The 19,951-nt window shown below is 61.1% G+C and carries 17 protein-coding genes and 1 tRNA gene; 10 read left to right on the top strand and 8 right to left on the bottom strand.

The features are described from left to right. Positions 1-4: 4 nt before the first annotated feature. Positions 5-1,147, bottom strand: coding sequence for an alanine--glyoxylate aminotransferase family protein (locus VIO10_RS15625; RefSeq protein ID WP_331966383.1), 1,143 nt, complete (start codon positions 1,145-1,147; stop codon positions 5-7). Positions 1,148-1,388: 241 nt separating this feature from the next. On the opposite strand from VIO10_RS15625, the gene VIO10_RS15620 reads away from it, so the two are divergent. Continuing rightward, complete coding sequence (locus tag VIO10_RS15620) at positions 1,389-2,426, top strand: hypothetical protein (RefSeq protein WP_331966380.1); 1,038 nt, start codon at positions 1,389-1,391, stop codon at positions 2,424-2,426. A 130-nt stretch (positions 2,427-2,556) separates the two neighbouring features. Here the strand turns inward: VIO10_RS15620 and VIO10_RS15615 are convergent, their stop codons facing one another. The 6 genes from VIO10_RS15615 to VIO10_RS15590 form a co-directional block, all read right to left on the bottom strand. Further along, positions 2,557-3,351 (bottom strand): enoyl-CoA hydratase/isomerase family protein, encoded by a 795-nt coding sequence (locus tag VIO10_RS15615; RefSeq protein WP_331966377.1) that lies wholly within the window; start codon positions 3,349-3,351, stop codon positions 2,557-2,559. 684 nt (positions 3,352-4,035) lie between these two features. Then, positions 4,036-4,200, bottom strand: coding sequence for a hypothetical protein (locus VIO10_RS15610; RefSeq protein WP_331966373.1), 165 nt, complete (start codon positions 4,198-4,200; stop codon positions 4,036-4,038). Positions 4,201-4,247: 47 nt separating this feature from the next. Continuing rightward, positions 4,248-4,418 carry a hypothetical protein gene (locus tag VIO10_RS15605; protein WP_331966370.1) on the bottom strand — a complete coding sequence of 57 codons (171 nt, stop codon included), beginning with the start codon at positions 4,416-4,418 and terminating at the stop codon, positions 4,248-4,250. Further along, positions 4,415-6,037 (bottom strand): DNA methyltransferase, encoded by a 1,623-nt coding sequence (locus VIO10_RS15600; protein WP_331966367.1) that lies wholly within the window; start codon positions 6,035-6,037, stop codon positions 4,415-4,417. Before VIO10_RS15600 ends, VIO10_RS15605 begins: the two co-directional genes overlap by 4 nt. After that, positions 6,034-7,044 carry an IS1595 family transposase gene (locus VIO10_RS15595; protein WP_331966364.1) on the bottom strand — a complete coding sequence of 337 codons (1,011 nt, stop codon included), beginning with the start codon at positions 7,042-7,044 and terminating at the stop codon, positions 6,034-6,036. The genes VIO10_RS15600 and VIO10_RS15595 overlap by 4 nt, the downstream gene beginning before the upstream one ends. A 47-nt stretch (positions 7,045-7,091) precedes the next feature. Continuing rightward, a tRNA-Pro gene (locus VIO10_RS15590) sits at positions 7,092-7,175 on the bottom strand. Between the two features lie 325 nt (positions 7,176-7,500). On the opposite strand from VIO10_RS15590, the gene VIO10_RS15585 reads away from it, so the two are divergent. From VIO10_RS15585 to VIO10_RS15575, 3 genes are read left to right on the top strand one after another with little or no spacing between them, the layout of a single operon-like run. Continuing rightward, positions 7,501-8,112 (top strand): hypothetical protein, encoded by a 612-nt coding sequence (locus VIO10_RS15585; protein WP_331966361.1) that lies wholly within the window; start codon positions 7,501-7,503, stop codon positions 8,110-8,112. Positions 8,113-8,142: 30 nt separating this feature from the next. Then, positions 8,143-8,670, top strand: a complete 528-nt coding sequence (locus VIO10_RS15580; RefSeq protein WP_331966358.1) for an HNH endonuclease — start codon at positions 8,143-8,145, stop codon at positions 8,668-8,670. 45 nt (positions 8,671-8,715) lie between these two features. Beyond that, positions 8,716-9,288, top strand: a complete 573-nt coding sequence (locus tag VIO10_RS15575) for a hypothetical protein (RefSeq protein ID WP_331966355.1) — start codon at positions 8,716-8,718, stop codon at positions 9,286-9,288. Positions 9,289-9,451: 163 nt separating this feature from the next. Here VIO10_RS15575 and leuS read toward each other — a convergent pair whose 3' ends face one another. Then, entirely contained in the window at positions 9,452-11,887 is a 2,436-nt protein-coding gene (gene leuS, locus VIO10_RS15570) for a leucine--tRNA ligase (RefSeq protein WP_331966352.1), read from the bottom strand. 165 nt (positions 11,888-12,052) lie between these two features. Here leuS and tilS point away from each other — a divergent pair, with 165 nt between their 5' ends. From tilS to glmM, 6 genes are all read left to right on the top strand, one after another. Then, positions 12,053-13,483: a tRNA lysidine(34) synthetase TilS gene (tilS, locus tag VIO10_RS15565; protein ID WP_331966348.1), complete on the top strand. Its 1,431-nt coding sequence runs from the start codon at positions 12,053-12,055 to the stop codon at positions 13,481-13,483. 51 nt (positions 13,484-13,534) lie between these two features. After that, complete coding sequence (gene ftsH, locus VIO10_RS15560) at positions 13,535-15,469, top strand: ATP-dependent zinc metalloprotease FtsH (protein ID WP_331966345.1); 1,935 nt, start codon at positions 13,535-13,537, stop codon at positions 15,467-15,469. Between the two features lie 134 nt (positions 15,470-15,603). Further along, complete coding sequence (folP, locus tag VIO10_RS15555) at positions 15,604-16,482, top strand: dihydropteroate synthase (protein WP_331966342.1); 879 nt, start codon at positions 15,604-15,606, stop codon at positions 16,480-16,482. Next, positions 16,475-17,227, top strand: coding sequence for a diadenylate cyclase CdaA (gene cdaA, locus VIO10_RS15550; protein WP_331966339.1), 753 nt, complete (start codon positions 16,475-16,477; stop codon positions 17,225-17,227). Before folP ends, cdaA begins: the two co-directional genes overlap by 8 nt. Positions 17,228-17,263: 36 nt before the next feature. Further along, the gene (locus VIO10_RS15545; protein ID WP_331966336.1) at positions 17,264-18,247 is read left to right on the top strand and encodes a CdaR family protein; all 984 of its coding nucleotides are present in this window, start codon (positions 17,264-17,266) and stop codon (positions 18,245-18,247) included. Further along, entirely contained in the window at positions 18,231-19,598 is a 1,368-nt protein-coding gene (gene glmM / locus VIO10_RS15540) for a phosphoglucosamine mutase (RefSeq protein ID WP_331966333.1), read from the top strand. Before VIO10_RS15545 ends, glmM begins: the two co-directional genes overlap by 17 nt. The last annotated feature ends 353 nt before the right edge of the window (positions 19,599-19,951 follow it).

Genomic DNA, 19,951 nt, shown 5'->3' with positions numbered 1-19,951 from the left:
TGATTCAAATGCTCCGTGCCAGGCGTGCCTGAACGGCGGCTACGCCGGCGCCAAGTTGAATGTTTGCGCCAATCTGCTTAAGTCCCATCTCGAGCGCGCCGACCGCGATGAGCATGTCGAACGGGCTCAAATGACCCATGTGCCCGATGCGCACGAGCTTGCCCTTCATCTGATCCTGGCCGCCCTGAACCGACACGCCCAGGCTGTCGCGCAGGAACTTGACCAGTTTACCGCCGTCGAGACCTTCGGGGACCAGGATTCCGGTGACCCCCGGAGCCGGATTGTCGGGCGACAGCAGTTTCAGCCCGAGCGCCGCGGCAGCGTCGCGAGTGGCCTGCGCCATCAGCGCGTGACGCGCGTAAACCTGCGGCAGACCTTCGGCGTGAATCATTTCAAGTGATTTGTTCAGCCCGCAGATCAGCGACACGGCCGCGGTCCATGCGGTGGTATGCTCGTCGCGCTGCGCCTTCAATTCTTTGAGCAAATCAAAATAGAAGCGCGGCGTCCTGGTTTTCTTCGCGACGTCCAAAGCGCGCGCCGACAGCGCGACCATTCCGAGACCCGGCGGAAGCATGAGCGCCTTCTGGCTGCCCGTGACGAATGCGTCAATGCCCCATTGGTCCATCTTCTGTTCGAAGACCCCGACCGACGTGATTCCATCGACGATCAGCATCGCGCCGCGCTTGCGGCTGACCTCGCCGATCTCGGCCACCGGATGCACCGCGCAAGTGGAAGTTTCGCTAGCCTGCACCAGCACGGCGCGCGACTCGGGATACGCCTTGAACGCATCCTCGATTTGCCCGGGCCGTGCGGCGCGGCCCCATTCAACCCGCACCTCGTGCCCAATCATGCCGAACGCGGCGAGCAACTTGCCCCATCGCTCACCGAATTTGCCGCCGTTGACGTAGATCGCATGTTCGCCCGGCGCCAGCAAATTCGTCACCGCCGCTTCCATCCCACCGGTGCCGGTGGACGCGAGCAGGATTACCTCGCTCGAGGTGCCGAAGAGAGGTTTCATCCGATCGCGAGCCTGATCGAGCGCAGCACTGAACTCGGGCGTGCGATGGTGGATGATCGGACGCGCCATCTCGAGCAAAACCTCGGGCGGTACGGCAGCCGGCCCGGGCGTGAACAGGTATTTCTTCATCTGCGGCATTTTTGATCATTCACGGAGACGCTGGCGATTAGCGATGGCAGCCAAAAAAAAGGCTGGTGGCCGCGCATGCGGATCGCCAGACCCCAATTTGTCCCGGCTTCGCCGGTTCCCCGTCCTCAGCATTTGGGATAATGGAGCCGGGAGCCGTAGTCAAGGCGATCCCCGGCTCGCGACGGTTTCGAGCCGGCGTTGAAATGGCGCGCCGGCAATTGTTAAAGGTTATCACGCTCCGATGCCGATAGAATGCGAAATCCGCGATGGTTCCCTGGTCTGGATCAAGAATCCGATCACCGGCGTGATTTCATACGTTGTCGATGTTCGCGGCAAGAGCTTCGCCTTCACGCTCGGCGGCCGCGAGAGCGCCGATCCCGACACCCCGCATCTCAGCGCTGAGGCTATTCGCCGCTCGACCGAGTCATGTCCTTTCTGTGCGGGCAACGAAGGGCTCGCGCCGCGCGAGCTGTTTCGGATGACTGCGGATGAAATCCCCGAATGGAACGGGGCGAAGACTGCCGATGGCGCAACCTGGGTGGTGCGCGTGATCAACAACCTCTTCCCGCGCATTCCCGCGGAGTTGACCGGAAATCGCAACGAGTCGTACATCGTCGTCGAAGATCCGCGTCATTTTATCGACGCGCCGCGATCGCAGGCCGATCTGATGTTTACCGGCGCGCTCGGCGGCGGTCATTTCCTTCATCTGATGCAAGCCGATGCGCGGGTGATGCGCCTCGCGTTGGATAATCCGGACGTTTGCTCGGTTGTAATCCGCAAGAATCAGGGGCGCGAGTCGGGCGCCTCGCAGCCGCATCTGCATCAGCAGATCATCGGATCGCCGGAGCCGTTTCCGGCCGTGCTCGCGGAGGCCCGCGCCGAGCGTGAGAGTCCTCATCTATGGCACGAGATCGTCGCGCTGATGGAGCGCCTGGGGCTGGTGATCGATCGCGCCGACTCTGTCGTCAGCTATGCGAGCCCGATGGGCGGATTCCCGCGCAGCTACGAGGTCGTGATGCCCAACTATCGGGGCTTGCTATCGGATCTGAGGCCGGACCAGATGCGCCAATTCGCAAATGCGATCCATCGAATACTGATGATCCTCGGGCCGTTGCCGCTTGACTATGAAATTCACCAGGGCGAGGGAATTCCCCTGCACGCGCATCTCAACGCGCGGCTCTATCCATATTCAAATGTCGCGGGAACCTTGAACCTGCCGAGCACGCTGCTGGAGAGCGCCGGCGCGATCCGCAACGCACTGGGCAGGCATTCGGAGTGAGGGATTTTCAGGGGCCGCGACGCGGCCCGGTTATTTCTCAGCGCCCATCCGACGCGATGCACGGCCGGCGGAAATTGCCGCCGGTCATCATGCAGCACGCGGATTCACTGGCCGCCGTGCCAACGGAGCGCTACTCGGCCTTCCAGGCCGGCTTGCGCTTTTCCAGGAACGCGCGCACGCCTTCCCGGGCGTCGTGGCTGTCGCGCACCGAGCGCGCCATCTGCAACAGATCGGCGTGCCACGCGTCGAAGCTCTCGCTCATGCATCGGCGCACCGTCGCTTTCATCGCGCGCAGAGACAGCGGCGCGTTGTCGGCGATCTTCTCGGCCAGCCGCGTCGCCGCCTCGCCGAGCTTCGCGTCAGGGACGACCTCGTGAACGAGATTCATGCGGCGGCCGTGCTCGGCGTCGAGCAGGTCGGCGCTGTAGAGAATCCATGCGGTGTTGGCCGATCCGCAAACCTCGATCAGCTTGCGCGCGAAATCATACGGCACCACCAGCCCGACGCGTCCGAGCGTCATGCCCATCCTGGCGTTTTCCGACGCGATTCGAAGGTCGCAATGGAGCGCCAGCTCAAGTCCGCCAGTGATCGCGGCGCCCTGGATAGCCGCGATGGTCGGCACCGGGAACCGCTCCAATCGGCCGAACACGGCCTCGAGCGAAGTCGGGTTGTGAGGGGCGCTGGCCTCGGCGACTTCCTTCAGATCGATTCCCGAGCAAAAGCTTGCTCCTTCGCTACGCAGGAGCAGCGCACGGATTTCGCGGTCGCTTTCGAACTTGGCGAGCGCATTGTTGAGCGCCTCGATCAACGGCTGATTCAGCGCGTTGCGTTTTTCGGGACGGTTTAGCGTCAACACCGCGTAATTCGGATGGCGTGTGACTTTGAGCACTTCCTCGGCCATGTCGGTCGCTCCTTGCGTGATCATGAAAAGGATCTAGCGTCGTATCGGCCCGAAGCATCGCACGGGCAGCGCGCATCCATCAAGGTTCGCGGCGATTTGGGCGCTCGTTCAGTTTCGATGAAGCTGAACCCGGATTTCAGGCCGGGTTTGGGGATGAACTGTTCAGCCTGACCGCGGCGGATTTAGCGTGCTACGCGTACGGTATGGACAACCGTCACGATGCCTCATACTGGCCGGGTTCGCCCGAAATCGGGCGGCCTCCGCTTTTAGCAGAAATAATTTTTGACGGAACAAAGCTAGCCATAGAGCGCAGCCGTCCCAAAACCACTACAGATGGTATAAATTGCTCCGGGAGTATGTACTTGACGCAATTAGCGCCCGTTTATGGCCATGAAGAATAGTCGCATTGCGCCTCCTCCGTTTACGGGGAAAGGGGTTCGCCTAATCGATCCCAGAATCCGCCGTGCAGTGAAGATTCTTTGGGACAATGGGATCGAGACGTTTGAATCGTGCCAAGGGGGTCGCGGCCACTCATTTCCTGAGCCGACTGTTCGATTCCATGGCCAGAAACATGAAGGATTCCGAGCGGTCGCAATCGCGCTAGGGCACAGATTGAAAGTGGCAACACTCCGCCGCTACTACACCGTCGAAGATGGCGAGCTGCACGGCCCTTGTTGGGAAATGACGTTCTGGCCCTAGCTGTCGGGCCTATTTTCCTTCGCTATCCAGCTTCGCACAGTCCTTACATTTCTCTTTGCCGCCGGTTCCCGGAACCTGATTATGCTTCGGAATCTCGCTGCCCGGCCCGCACTTTGTGTTGTCGTGATAGTGGTTTTCCTTGATCGAGTGCCATGGGTTGGGAACTTGTGGCATTTGAGTGTCCTCCAGAAGTTAATTCGTAAAGCTGACTTTCTGTCATATCATACTGGGCGACTTGTCACACCCCTTCGGGGTTTCATCTTCGGCCAGCCGGCGGCCGGCTTCTTCGCTTGAAGCGCCTTGGTAACGGCATCCTTCCAGTTGCCCTCGATTTTCAGGACATCCGGCGCGGGACCGGGGGTGCGGCGTTTGGGCTTAGTGATTTTTTTCATAGAAGCTTGCCTTGTTCCTTGGCCTCCACTTCGGCCTTCGCGAACTGGCCGGGGTCGGGTGATGGCAGATCGGGCCTTTTGCCCGCGAGCAGTTCTTTAATCGTGGAAATTTGAAGTTTCAGGTATTTGCCGCCGGTACTCGTCTCGAAATAGCCTTCCTTGAGCGCTTCCTTCCCCATCGGGTCGGTCGGCTCCGCGAGCGTAATAAACAGGCCCATCTTCGCCTTTTCTCGATCCACAACGTGGGCGAGATCCCGGATCATGCTAACGCTTACATTCTCGCCGCCCTTGACGGATACAACGGCTTTCTCGGTAGTGATTTTCCCGTCGCGGAAATCCTTGAAGTAGATCAACCCGTCGATGCCGGTGTCCGCGCCTTTTTTCTTGCCGCCGAAAGGCACCGCATTAACGAGCGAGACTGCCCACCACTGGAATTGATACTTGTCGCGAGCGGCCAGATCGCGCGCACCGTCCAAATCTTTTGGCGTACCGTGAACCTCGTACGTGATTCCGGGGAACGCATCTTTCAGCCGCTTTTCTACCAGCGAAATAGCTAGGTGAGTAACATCAATTCCGATCCATTGGCGCTTGAGTTTTTGCGCAGCGTGGATCGCCGTACCGCATCCGCAGAACGGATCGAGGACAACATCGCCGGGGTCGCTGGACGCCTCAATGATGCGCGCGAGCAGCGCTATCGGTTTCTGGGTCGGGTAGCCTAATCGTTCTTGCGCCTGCGAGTTAATTTCTGGAATGTCAGTCCATAGATTCTGAATCGGCATCCCTTTCAGTTCTTTTGCGTAGCTCTTTCTTCGCAAACGTCTGCCGGGATGTTTTGGAAAGTAGATTTTTCCTTCCTTATCCCATTGCGTCATCTTTTCCTTGGTAATCATCCAGCCGTTTGGTGGCGGCTTGTACCCCTTGTATTCGTAGATGAGATTTGGCCGAAAGGCAGGATTTACAAGGCTTGTGGGCTGAAATTGTTCGCCCTTTTCATCGACCATTGTAAACCGTTCTTCAATATACCTCTGGTAATCAGGGTCATCCAAGTTGTACTGCGGACGGAACTGGGCACTGTCAGATTTCGCGTAGAATAAAATCGTGTCGGTGCATATTCCGAATCGGTTCGATTCGTGAACGGCACTGCTCATACCAACTCGGCGCTTCCATATGATCTCATTCCGGTAGTTAGAAACGTTGAAGATTCCATCCAACAGCATTTTCAAGTAATGGCTCGCGGTCGGATCGCAATGCAGGTAGAGCGAGCCGGTTGCTTTCAAGACGCGATGCAATTCCAACAGGCGGATCGCCATCATCGCGAGGTAGGCCATCATGTCGTTTTCATGGAGGGATGTGCGCAAGGCGCGGAGCAGTTCCGATGCGGCGGTATTGCCACTGCTCATCACTTCATCGAAAGCGCGCTCTGCGGATTCCCCCCAGTGCCAAGTATCCTCGAACGCCTCGATCTGGGCGTGCGACTGCTCGCCAGTCGGCGCTTTGAACAGGACGTTGTACGTTGCTTGGCTGTTGAAAGGCGGATCGAGGTAAATGAGATCAACCGATTCGTCTTTGATCTCCTTGCGGAGAACTTCGAGATTGTCGCCGTAATAGAGTCGATTCAAAATGGCGTCCCTTGTATCGGAGCAGGCGGAAGTGTTGCCACTGGCTCTTTGTAGCGCAGCCGCTTGCCTTCCGCGCCTCGAATTGCACGCGCCAAACGCTCGCCGTCATCTACTTTCCGCGCATTCCAGCGGAAATCAAACTCGGCAACGTACCGATGCAAATGTTTGCGGCTGACATTGTGAAAAGTCCCGTAGATGCCGCGCTTGAGCAGCGAAAACGAGGATTCTACCGTGTTGCTGTGCGTGCCGTCCGGCTTCGCATATTGACCCCTTGAATGATCGGTGAATCCGTGTCGCGCAAATGGCTTGGTGACAGGGCCGCGCATATAGATTGCCGCGCTGTCGGTCATCAGGTGAGAATCGCGGCTGACGTTCTCCGCAAGAATCCGCCCGACATTTGCCGCCGTCACATCCACGGTTACGAACGAACGGATGTTGCCGCCACGCTCGACCAGTGATACGACCGGAGTTTTCTTACCCTTTCCGATACGCGGCCCCGGTCGCAACTGCTTATTGCGCGGCCTGCCGCCGACATAGGTTTCGTCAGTTTCGACTATGCCGCTAAGTTTCGGCTGGCCCTTCCAATCTTCCGCCATCGCGAACCGAACCCGATGCATCATGAACAGCGCCGATTTGTAGCTAAGCCCGGTCATCCGTTGAATCTGCATCGAGGAGACGCCTTTCTTGGACGCGGCCCCGGCCCAAAACGCATACGCCCAATGGCGCAATGGAATCAGACTCTCTTCGAGAACCGTACCGACGCGGACGGTGTACTGTTTCTTACAGCCTTGGCACATCCACAGGTAGCGCCTGTTACGCTGGCCGGTTTTGCGGTCGGTCATCTTGTAAACGTCGGTATCGCCGCAGCGCGGGCAACACGGGCCAGTTACGCCCCAGCGCCTTGCCTCGAAAAACTCGACCGCCGCAAGATCATCCGCGCACGCCTTTGGCAACGCGGCCACGATTTCCGACTTCGCTGATCCAGCTTTTCTTTGTCCTTTTGCCATGATTCAACTATAGCGCATCTTCGTATCTGCGTCAAGTCCCAAGATAGTCGCGGCGACGGGAATCGAACCCGCACGAGCTTGCGCTCACCGATCCCCAGAATCGGCCCGTCTTCCAATTTCGGCACGCCGCGTTGATGTACAATTCGCTTATGAAGGGTGCCGGTGAAATTAGCCATTTCCTTGCGGCACCCAACAACAAATTGTCTTGTGGTGGCGGGCGGGCGAGAGTGTCTTGCCAACGCCATGCTGAGAGTTTGATTGCCATTCGGACCTCAATTCCGTTTGGTGGGGGCTGGGGCGTTGATAGCGCTCCGGCCCCGAATGTTCTTCAGAGACCATGACAGGTTTGGGCGTGCCGGAGTCTGTCCCAAAAACAAAACCGAGCATCTGGTTATGTTGGGGCGAGTCTTGTCAAAATAGGCAAGTCCGTTCGGCGAAATGCGACGGATCGGTCCTATGCTTCGTGATTTGGGAAAATACCTCAGGGCGGTCGGTATGAAATGGCTTTCCAGCTATTCGTTTGTGACCGCTATCCCCGAGGTGGCACGCCTCTTCTCGCCCAATTGGTATTCAAAGGCCACGAATTTCATAGCGCCATATGCGGGGTACGCACAGGTAGCCGTTTTGTCGCTCGGAATTTTCGGGCTGTTCTTCGCCGGTTTTTTAACTTGGAGAGAAGAATACGTCAGAAATAAATCGCCCCTTTATGCACGAATCAGGCAAACCCGTTGTTCTCCATCGAACGTCGCAAACTTTAGCACAATCCGATTTGACGTTGATCTTCGTAATGGGGGACCGCCGACGGTCGCAACTGATTGGCTCTTCTATATCGGCAAGCGCAAACTCGCTAGGGCATCGGAGCGAACTTTTTTTCTCGATAACGAGAGTCCAATCGATCCGCAGAAAACGCCTCTGCCGCAAGGCGCATCTGCATATGGAACATTAGTCTTTACGGTCAAAATGTCGGTGCCAGAAGCGGAGAGTGCGCGGAAGGAATGGCGGCTAATTTGCCAAGACGCTGCAAGGCGCGAGGTAGTGGCCGATGATGTCGAAGCGGACGGGCTCTGAATTGGGGAAGGGGTAAACGCCGGGCAATCTATGGGCAAGTCACGACCGCCAATACCGAAAGAATTGCAGTTATCCATCTTCCGGCGCGACCGCTGGGTTTGTCGATGGTGCAATCGGCCCGTCATCTTCGCGCCAGTTATGCGCCTGATTGAGCGCGACGTTAGATTGGCGCGGAATGGTGCGCCGCTGTCGTACTATCACGCGCATTGGACGCGCGCGGGCGCTCCGCTGCTCGACGAATTGGGAGCGGTGATCGATCACGTCGAAGCCTATTCAACCGGCGGAGCCAACAGCGAAGATAATCTTGCGACCGCCTGCAACAAATGCAACGGGCGCAAAAGCTCCGCGTCTCTGAAAAAGTGGGGCGGGCGCGTTATGCGCAAGCCCATCAAGGGAAAGTACGGGGAGCCGCAACACTGGGACGGGTTATCGGGTGTATTTGTGATTTTGGCACAACGCGATCCGGTCGGCCTTACCGCGTCCGATAGGACATGGCTCAAAGTTTTTACAAAAGGTTTGAAAGTTCATTCGAGAGGGCACGCCTGCGGCGTGCAATAGTATTCTTGACGCGAACGGCCCGACGGCTCTAAGTTTCGGTCCACCATGCGCGTTATTGAGTATATGAAGGCATTACAGCCCCGCCGAATGATCTGGTTCTTAGTCTTCGCAATCGGTGGGATCAGCCTCTCTGGAGTGTTCGGCTACATAATCGGGCACGCAGCCGGTTCGGGGACAGCAGCAGGCACCACTATCGGCGTCTTGGCGGCATTACTAGTCGTTCTCTTCATATCCGGGCTTACTGCGTGGGACAAAGAACGTGTCAGGAATGTGGATAAATGGCCCCGCCTGAACCCACCTCAGCGGGTGGCAATGGCGGATGCGCTCAAACCTTTCTTCCCGGAACCTGAAATAGTGGTTTATACTGACGGTGACGAACCCGCCGAATTTGCCGTCGATTTGTGCGATGTTCTAGGACGTGCAACAAACGGACTGGCAACCTTTGAAGCGCGGCAATACTCATATCCCTTGGCCTCTGGTTTGCGCATAGACGCTCCCACCGACGACACCCGCGCCTTCCTGATCAAAAGCGTTCTTGAGAAATATGCCGGGATAGCGGCCCACCTAGAGCGCCGGTCCAAAGTTGGCTTTCAGATTTTCATCGGAAAGCGGGCATAGATGGTCCCGCTTTCGCCTTCGGGCCGGTCTCCGTCCGGCCTCGTCCGCACTGGTCCGGCCCGGTCCGGCAAAATTGCGTCAAGTACATACTCCCGAATTGCTCTTCCGAGCCCTTTCGGCTTATCGGGCCTGCAAACTGAACCAGTGCCACGATTCGGCGCGGCTACGCGACGATGCTGAGCATCTTGTCTTTTACAAATATGAACTTGGTCGGCGTCTTGCCGGCGAGGTGGCGCGCGACGGCCTCGCTCTTGAGCGCGAGTTCTCGCACGTCGGCTTCCGAAGCGCCCGCGACGACCACTAGGCGATCGCGAACCTTGCCGTTAACCTGCACGACGACGGTTACCGTCTCGTCGCGCACGAGCTTCGGATCGAACTTCGGCCACGCCTCCAGATGAACCGACGCATCGTGGCCGAGCGCCTGCCACATTTCCTCGGTGACGTGCGGCGCCATCGGCGCGAGCATCAGCACAAAGGTCTCCGCGGCGAAACGGCCCATCTCCGCGGGCTTGAGCTTTGCCAGGTAATTGAGCTGATCCATCAGCGCCGCGAGTGCGGTGTTGAAGCGCATCCGCTCGATATGATCGGTGACGACCTGGATCGTTTTGTGTGCGCGCTTGAGCGTTTCTTCGCCTGGCTTGCCGCCGGGGCATCCCGCCTCGACGTAGCGCCGAATCATCGTCCACACGCGCTGGATGAATCGCAGCGTGCCGGCGACGCCGCTTTCGTTCCAGTTGGTCGCTTCGTCAAAGGGGCTCATGAACAGCTCCCAGAGCCGAAGCGCGTCCGCGCCGTACTTGTCGATCATCGCGTCCGGAGTGACGACGTTGCCCTTGCTCTTCGACATCCGCTGGCCGTCGGCGGCCCACACCACACCCTGGTTGCGCAAGGCGGGGAACGGTTCGTCGAATCCAATCAGCTCCGCGTCGAACATGACTTTGGTCCACATCCGCGCGTACAGCAGATGCATCACGGCATGCTCGGCGCCGCCGACATAGAGATCGACCGGCAACCAGTAATCGACCGCGCTCCGATCGAATGGGCGGCGGTCTTCATGCGGCGAGGCGAAGCGTAGGAAGTACCACGACGAACACGCGAAGCCGTCGAGCGTGTCGGTCTCGCGCTCAGCCGGGCCGCCGCACTTGGGGCAGGTCGTGTTGACGAACGATGCGACGTTGGCGAGCGGAGAGCGGCCGGTGCCCGACGGCAGATAGTCCTTCATCGGAGGCAACATCACGGGCAGTTGATCTTCCGGCACCGGTACGATCCCGTCGGTCTTGCAGTACACCATCGGAATCGGACATCCCCAGTAGCGCTGACGCGAGATCAGCCAGTCGCGCATCCGGTAGTTGATAGTCGCGCGGCCGATTCCGTGTTCCTCGGCGTACTTTGCGACGGCCGTGATCGCATCAGCCGTCGTCATCCCGTTGAGAAATTCTGAATTGATGGCGATGCCGGATTCGGTGAACGCGCGATCCGCCGGTGGAGCGCCGCCGTCTGCTGGTGCGGTCACGCGAGGAATCTCGAGACCGAACTTCGTGGCGAATTCGAAATCGCGCTGATCCTGGCCGGGCGCGCCCATGATTGCGCCGGTGCCGTAGCCCATCAGGACGTAGTCGGCGATCCAAACCGGGATGTCTCTATCGGTAAAGACGTTGTGCGCGTAGGCGCCGGTGAAGACGCCGGATTTCTCCTTGACCGTGGACATCCGCTCGATTTCAGTCTGGCGGCGCGCGTCGGCGACATAAGCTTTGACCACCGCGCGCTGCGCGTCCGTAGTAATCTCTGCGACGAGCGGATGCTCCGGCGCGAGCACCATGAACGATACGCCGAAGACGGTGTCGGGGCGGGTGGTGAAAAAGCGGATTTCCTTATCGGCGTGAGCGGGCACCGGGAAGGCAAGCTCCGCGCCTTCGCTGCGCCCGATCCAGTTGCGCTGCATCAGCTTGATCGGTTCCGGCCAGTCGAGGCCATCCAAATCGTCGAGCAATCGATCCGCGTATTCGGTGATCTTGAGATACCACTGCTCGAGATCTTTCTTGCTGACCGGCGAGTCGGGATGCCGCCAGCAGCATCCGTTGACGACCTGTTCGTTGGCGAGGATGGTGCGGCACTTGTCGCACCACCATTGCGCTCCGGTGGCGCGGTAGGCCAGGCCGCGTTTGTAGAGCATCAGGAAGAACCACTGCGTCCACTTGTAATACTCCGGTGACGACGAGTTGATCTCGCGCGTCCAGTCGTACGCGCATCCGGAGATTGTCAGTTGGCGCTTGAAGTTGGCGGCGTAACGCGGGACGGTTTCCGTTGGATGCGATCCTTTCAGGATCGCCTCGTTTTCCGCGGGCAGTCCGAACGCATCCCATCCCATCGGGTGCAGCACGTTGAATCCCGCCATCCGCTTGAAGCGTCCGATTACGTCGCACGGAACGTAGTTGTGCAGATGACCGACGCTCAGCCCGGCGCCGGACGGGTAGGGAAACATCTCGAGAATGTAGAATTTCGGGCGTGCGGGTTGCTCGCGCGTGCCGTAGAGATTGGCGCGTTGCCATTCAGCCTGCCACGCGGGCTCGATTTTCTTTGGGTCGTAACGTTCGTCCATCGTAGTTTTTGCGTGAGGTCGCCGGATATGCGTCTGGGCTACGCGAGTTTAGCCTGCCGATCGCGCGGCTCCAACTATGTCGCGACGCGGGAATCGGGACAATCGCAAAAGTGAGCCGCAGCGGCGCGTTGATGCAGATCTCATGCGGGAATAATCTCATCCGTGATGGTTCGGGATGCGGAAAATATCGTGGTCGGCGCGGTCGAGGCGGCGCTTGCGCGCGCGCGGATCCGTCGGGGCGCATCGATACTGATCGGGCTTTCCGGCGGGGCGGATTCGGTTGCGCTTACTTGTGCGCTGCTTGAACTTCGCCAGAGGCTGGGACTCCGGATTGCGGCGGCGCATTTGAACCATCGGATTCGAGGGGATGAGTCGGATCGCGACGAAGCTTTCGTGCGCGCCATGTGCGCGCGACTTGGGGTTGAATTGATCGTCGAACGCGCCGAGGGACTCGACGCGTCGATTTCCAGCGCGAACCTGGAGGAGCGGGCGCGCGAGGTGCGCCGCGATTTCCTCGGTCGCGTCGCGGACCGCATCGGTGCGGACTTTGTCGCGCTCGGGCACCATCGCGACGACCAGGCCGAGACCGTGCTGATGCGCCTGATGCGCGGCGCCGGCGCGGCGGGGATGGCGGCGATGGCCGAGCACGGGCCGGGTCGGTTGATTCGTCCGATGCTGTCGGTTTCGCGCGCCGACATTCGCGGCTATCTGGACGCGCGCGCGGTTGCGTTCGTGGAAGATTCGACGAATTCGTCGCGCGGCATTCTGCGCAACCGGATTCGCGCCGAACTGCTCCCGATGCTCGAGCGCGAGTACGCGCCGGGGCTTGGCGGGCGGCTGGTGGAAGTTGCGGCCGAGATGCGCTCGCTCGACGAGCTGGTCGCGGCGATTGCCGCGCGCGAATTGGACGCGATGCGCCGGCGCGGCGGCGCGCTCGACGTGTCGGGATTCAGCGGGATGAATCGCGCGGTGCAACCGGTTGCGATTCGGCTGTTTCTCTCCGAGCGGATGGGATCTTTGCGCGCAATTTCGCGCGCGCATATCGAAGCGATGCGTCAACTCATCCTGGAAGGCGGTCCGAGCGACTCGATCGATCTTCCGGGCGGCTGGCGCGCCGGGCGCGAGTACCATCTGATTCGAGTGGCGCATCCGCGGGCCAAGCGCGAAGCAGGCGCCGCGGTCGGCGCCGCCGCGGGATTCTCGGTTGCGATTGCGGCGGACGGAATCACAGTCGTGGAAGCGGCGGGCTTTGCGTTCGAGGCTTCGACGAATCCGGCCGCGCACGCGTCGATGCCGGATAGTTCGTTTTCGCTGGTCGCGATGTTCGATGCCGCGAAAATCGCGGACGCAGGGATGGTCGCGCGCAATTTTATGAAGGGCGACAGGATGCATCCGATGGGGATGCGCGGCACGCGCAAGGTCCATGACGTGTTTGTGGATCGCAAGCTGCCACGCGCAAGGCGGGAGCGCTTCCCGGTGGTCACGGTCGGCGGCGAAATCGCGTGGCTTCCGGGGCTCGCGCGCGCGGACTGCGCGTTGGTCACCAAGGCCACCGAAACCGTACTGCGCGTTGAGGCGTCTGAAATCGCGGCTTAGGGCCTGCCACGTTGCGTGCGGATCAACGCGCGTGATATTTTGTCTAATAGCATGAACCAGTTTTCTCGCAGTATTGCGCTATGGCTAGTGCTGGGACTGATGTTCCTGCTGCTGTTCAATATCTTCAGCAGGCAACAGCCCAAAGAACCCGAAATAATTTTCTCGGACTTCCTCAATCAGGTTGAGAAAAACCAGGTCGCCCAGGCGACGATTCAGGGAAATCTAATCAAGGGCGACACTACCAGCGGGGAGCATTTCAAGACCTACGCGCCCGAGGATCCCGACCTGGTCAAGACGCTGCGCGAAAAGGGCGTCAAGATCGCGGCCAAGCCGGTCGAAGGCGATCCGTGGTGGATGGTCGCGCTGGTGCAGTGGTTCCCGATCTTAGTGCTGGCGGCGCTGTGGATTTTCTTCATGCGCCAGATGCAAATCGGCGGCGGCAAGGCGATGTCGTTCGGCAAGAGCCGAGCCAAGCTGCTGACTGAAAATACCCATAAAGTTACCTTCGGCGACGTGGCGGGAATCGACGAGGCCAAGGACGAGCTCGAAGAGATAATTCAATTTTTGCGCGACCCCAAGCGCTTCACCCGGCTGGGCGGCAGAATCCCCAAGGGCGTGCTGCTGGTCGGGGCGCCGGGAACCGGCAAGACGCTGCTCGCGCGGGCGATCGCCGGCGAAGCGGGCGTGCCGTTCTTTTCGATCTCGGGATCGGACTTTGTCGAGATGTTTGTGGGCGTGGGCGCGTCGCGCGTGCGCGACCTGTTCGTCCAGGGCAAGAAGCATGCGCCGTGCATCATCTTTATAGACGAGATCGATGCGGTGGGACGTCATCGCGGGGCCGGCCTTGGCGGCGGTCACGATGAACGCGAACAGACGCTCAACCAGTTGCTGGTCGAGATGGACGGATTCGAGGCCAACGAGGGCGTGATCCTGGTGGCCGCCACCAATCGCCCCGACGTGCTCGACCCGGCGTTGCTGCGCCCGGGCCGCTTCGATCGGCGGGTGGTGGTGCCGCTGCCCGACGTCAAGGGGCGCGAGGGCATTCTCAAGGTCCACACCCGCAAGGTGCCGCTGTCCGACGACGTCGATGCGACCAAGCTTGCGCGTTCGACCCCGGGCTTCGCCGGAGCCGACCTGGAGAACCTTGTCAACGAGGCCGCGCTGCTGGCGGCGCGCCGCAACAAGGACAAGGTCGAGATGTCCGACTTCGAGCTGGCCAAGGACAAGGTGATGATGGGCGCGGAACGGCGCTCGATGGTGATGTCGGGCTCGGAGCGCAAGATAATCGCTTATCATGAAGGCGGGCATGCGTTGGTCGCGATGCTTCAGCCCGGTGCGGACCCGGTCCACAAGGTTACGATTATCCCGCGCGGGATGGCGCTTGGCGTGACGCAGCAATTGCCGCTGGACGATCGCTACACCTATCCCCGCGACTACCTGGTGACGCGGTTGGCGGTGATGTTCGGCGGCCGCACCGCGGAAGAACTCGTGTTCGGCCAGATGACGACCGGCGCGGGCAACGACATCGAAAAGGCGACCGAGCTCGCGCGCAAAATGGTCTGCGAATGGGGCATGAGCAAGGAGCTGGGCCCGATGACCTTCGGCCGGCGCGAGGAACAGATCTTTTTGGGCCGCGATATCTCGCATCATAAGGATTACTCCGAGCAGACCGCGCTCGAGATCGATCGCGAAGTGCGCCGCATCATCGATGACTCGTATCAGAAGGCGCGCCAGCTCCTGTCGGATCATCTGCCGCTGCTTCACGCGATCGCCGCGCGGCTGCTCGAGAAGGAAGTGCTCGACGGCAGCGAAGTCGAGGCGATGGTGACGGCGTTCCGCGAAGGGCGCGAGCTGCCGCCGTCGCCGGCCGCGGTGCGCAACGATTTTCCGCCGCGTCCGGGCGCGGAACCGGGCAAGGAGAAGCGCGCCGACAACGAAAACGAAAGCCCGGTGCCCGGACTCCCGCCCAAACCGGTCCTCGTGTAGTCGTCTTCGCCGGCGTGCTCGCGGCGCTATGATCGATTCGCCGCGGCGGGTCGGTTGCCGCGTGGCTGAGGGGGAGTGGGGCCGGTGCGATGCGACGCTCGCGGATCAAAACCAAATCATCGACTGATCGAGGCATGCGCAAGCGCACGCCTCATCCCTCGCATCTCAAGCTTTGCGACGGTCGTGTAATCGAGTTCCCCGCGGTAATGGGCGTGCTCAACGTCACGCCCGACTCCTTCTCCGACGGCGGCAGATACCTAGACACGGACCGCGCCGTCGAGCACGCGCTTGCGATGGAAGCGGCAGGCGCCGGCCTGATCGACGTCGGCGGTGAATCGTCGCGTCCCGCGGGCGCGTCCGAGGTCCCGGTCGAGGTCGAGCTCGCGCGAGTCAGGCCGGTGCTCGCGCGCTTAAGCAAGCGCCTCGGCGTGCCAATCTCGATCGACACGCGCCGCGCGGAGGTCGCGCGCGTCGCGCTCGACTCCGGCGCGGCGATCATCAACGATATCACGGCGCTTGAGCACGACTGCGAAATGGCGCCGCTGGCGGCGCAAACGAAGTGCGCGGTGGTGCTGATGCATATGCGCGGCGGTCTCGCCAATCATCTCGAGTTCGCACGCTACCGCGACGTGGTGCGCGAGGTCGTCGAATTTCTGGAGGCGCGCGCGCGATTTGCCGCCGCGGCGGGAGTTGTGCGCTCGCGAATCATCCTCGACCCGGGACTAGGCTTCGCCAAGACGGCCCAGCATAATCTGAAATTGCTGGCCGCCTTGCCCGCCCTCTGTGCGCTCGGCTATCCCGTATTGGTGGGAGCGTCGCGCAAGAGCTTTGTGGCGCGAATTGCCGGTGCCGGCGAGCGCGAGCTGGAATTCGGCACCGCGGCTGCCAACGCGCTGGCAGTGGCCGCCGGCGCGTCGATTGTGCGCGTGCACGACGCAGGTGCGGCCGTCGCCGTGGTGGCAATGGCCGCGGCGATAACCCGGCGGGACCGGCGGTTCAGGCGCAATGCATAACTACATACCCATGATACCGCAGCCGCGATGGCAGGACGTCGTTGACATCCTGATCGTGGCCTACGTGATATACCGGATCGCGCTATTGATCCGCGGCACGCGCACGATGCAGATGGTGGTCGGGATGGTGATCGTGGGCGGCGCATTCGTCGCGTCGCAGGTGCTCGGACTGTTCACGCTCAACTGGCTCTTGAACAACTTCCTTGGTTCGTTGTTTGTGATCCTGGTGGTTATCTTTCAGGCCGACATTCGCCGCGCGCTGACCCGGGTCGGTGCGCGGTCCTTCCTGGGCCGCAATGCGGCTGCGGTCACGCCTGCGGAGGAAATAGCCACCGCCGCGGCGTGGCTTTCGGCGCGTCGAGTCGGCGCGCTGATAGTGATCGAACAGGACGACGGCCTGGGCGAGTTCGTCGAGAGCGGAAGAACCGTTGACGCCAAGGTCTCGCCCGAGCTGCTCGAAACGATTTTCACCAATGGCTCTCCGCTGCATGATGGCGCCGTGATCATAAACGGCGACCGGATACTCGCCGCGGCGTGCCTGCTGCCGCTGTCGCAAAACCCCAACGTAAGCCTGGCGCTGGGCACGCGTCATCGCGCGGCGATTGGAATGAGCGAGGACAGCGACGCGGTTGTGCTGGTCGTGTCCGAGGAGGACGGCACGATTTCTCTTGCCCGCGGCGGCGTTCTGAGCCGTGGACTGGAACCAGCCGAGGTCCTGTCCACACTGAGGAAGCTGCCGGGTTAGGCGCGCGAGGGCAAAACCGCGACGGGACGACGCACGATGAGGCTGGGCGACTTCAAAAATTTGTTCAAAGTTAGGGGCGTGCGGCGGCTCCGCGGCGCCGACATCGGGCTGCGCACATTTGCGGTGGTGCTCGCGATCGGGCTGTGGATATTCGTCAACGCGGGCGAGCGGGGCTCAGTCGAGCCGCTCACGGTGCCGATCAGCTATCGCGCGCTGCCGCCGGGGATGGTGATCGTGAACCATCCGCCGACGCTCGTAAAAATCGAAGTCACCGGTCCGCGCACCCTGCTGTCGCTGTTGGATCCCGAGCGGCTCACGCTCAAAATCGATCTGCGCGGCGTTGCGGCCGGACAATCCGAGTTCAAGATATATCCCGCGATGTTCAACGTGGGACGAAATACCGCCGTGACCAGCATCTCGCCCGATCAATTGTCGCTTGATGTCGATCGCCTGGTTACCCGCGACGTGCCGGTCCATCTGGCGGTTCAGGGCAAGGTCGAGCCGGGCTACACGATTACCTCGGTCGATATTACGCCGCCAACCGTCACCATCGCCGGGCCCAGCCGCTTCGTCACGCCGCTTACGTCGGTCAGCACGGAACCCTTCGACTTGAAGGGACTCACCGCGGATGCCGACCGCTCGGTTGATATCGTGGCGCCCAATCCGGCGTTGGGATTCTCTACCGGTCATGTCGATGCGCGGATCAATGTCGCGGAGGCGATTGCCGACCGTGAGTTTCGCGCGGTTGACGTGGAAGTCAGGGACAGTGGCTTCAAGTACCGCGTCGAACCCAGGCAGGCCACGCTGACGATTCGCGGGCCCGCGGTCAAGCTCGCGGCTCTCGCGCTGAAGGGGCTGGCCTATGTTGACGCCAAGGGCGTTGCACCCGGCTCGCACGAATTGCCGCTCCAGGTGACACTGCCCGACGGAATGCAGTTGGTGCGCCAGCTACCCGACAAGGTTAGACTGCGGATCTATCACGAGAAGCTGACAACTACTGCCGATGAGCACCCATCGTAAACTGTTCGGCACCGACGGCGTCCGCGGAGTCGCCAATCAGGAGCCGATTACCTCCGAGACCGCGCTGAAGCTCGGCCGTGCGCTCGCTCATGTGTTCCGCAATTCCACCGGTCGTCATCGCAGAATTCTGATCGGCAAGGACACCCGCCTCTCGGGCTACATGCTCGAGACCGCGATCGAGTCCGGAATCTGCTCGATGGGCGTGGACGTATGGCTGGTGGGTCCTCTCCCCACCCCCGCGATCGCGTTTCTGACCCGCAGCATGCGCGCCGACGCGGGCGTGGTCATATCGGCCTCGCACAATCCCTTCCAGGACAACGGCATCAAGTTTTTTTCGCGCGAAGGATTCAAACTCGACGACCAGACCGAGCGCCGAATCGAAGCGCTGGTATTCGACGAAACCGAGGTCGGGAAGCATCGCGCGCGCGCCGGCGATATCGGCAAGGCGGCGCGAATCGACGACGCGCTCGGCCGTTACCTGGTGTTTCTGAAGTCGTGCCTGCCGCGCTCGGTCGCATTCGACGGGATGAAGGTCGCGATCGATTGCGCCAACGGCGCGGCCTACAAGGTCGGCCCCGACGCGCTCGAGGAACTGGGCGCCGAGGTCGTGGCGATCGCGGCCGAGCCCAACGGCACCAACATCAATCTGAATTGCGGCGCGACGCACCTCGACGCGATCCGCCAGACCGTTGCGCGCGAGCACGCCAACGTCGGCATCGCGCTCGACGGCGACGGCGATCGCGTGATGCTGATCGACGAGCGCGGCGAGGTCTTCGACGGCGACGACATGATGGCGCTGCTCGGCCGCAAGCTCGCCGCCCAAGGCCGGCTTAGCCACAACGCCGTGGTTGCAACCGTGATGAGCAACTTCGGACTCGAGCTGGCGCTTCGCGACGCGGGCGTGCGGCTGATCCGCACCGAGGTCGGCGACCCCGCCGTCGCGCGCGAGATGCGGCTGAACTCGTACAACCTGGGTGGCGAGCAGTCGGGCCACGTGATCTTCATGGATTACTCGACCACCGGCGACGGAATGATTAGCGCGTTGATGGTGCTCGCACAGATGGCCGAGAGTGGGCGCACGCTCAGCGAACTCCGCGCGATGCGCCGCGTGCCGCAAGTTCTGGAAAACGTGCGCGTCCGGCATCGCGTGCCGATTGCCGAGATGCCCGACGTTCAACGAATCATCGCCGACGCCGAGCGGCGCTTGGCCGGCGCCGGCCGGCTGCTGGTGCGATATTCGGGGACCGAGATGCTCGCGCGCGTGATGGTCGAAGGCGCCGACGGTGTTCAGATCAAAACGCTCGCCCAGGAAATCGGCGCCGCCATCCAGAAGTACGCCGGCCCGCAGTGACTAGTCGAATGCGAAACCCACCGTGGGTTTCGCCCTTCCTTGGGCAGGGGCCAGCCCCTGCACCTTAGTAAGGATGAAGAAAAGATGCGGGCCTCGCCCTGTCAGAACTGTTTGGGGGGAAAGAGATGTTCAGGCGGCCGGTCGCCTGCTTTTTCTGTCGGCCCAATTTTGTGTCATCCCGAGCGGAGTCTGCGGAGTCGAGGGACCCCGGATCTTTTTCTTTGCCGTGCGCCCGTGGCACCTCTCTATCAGGGAGAGGCCGCGCCTCCGGCGCGGGTGAGGGTCCGAATTCCAAATTCCACGCGCGGGTTCCTTCGCTGCGCTCAGGATGACACAAAAAAAGTTCTAACAGG

Source organism: Candidatus Binatus sp., assembly GCF_036567905.1.
In the GTDB taxonomy this organism is placed as follows: domain Bacteria; phylum Desulfobacterota; class Binatia; order Binatales; family Binataceae; genus Binatus.
The sequence above is the reverse complement of the archived record's forward strand: the minus strand, read 5'-3'. Positions and strand labels throughout refer to the sequence as shown.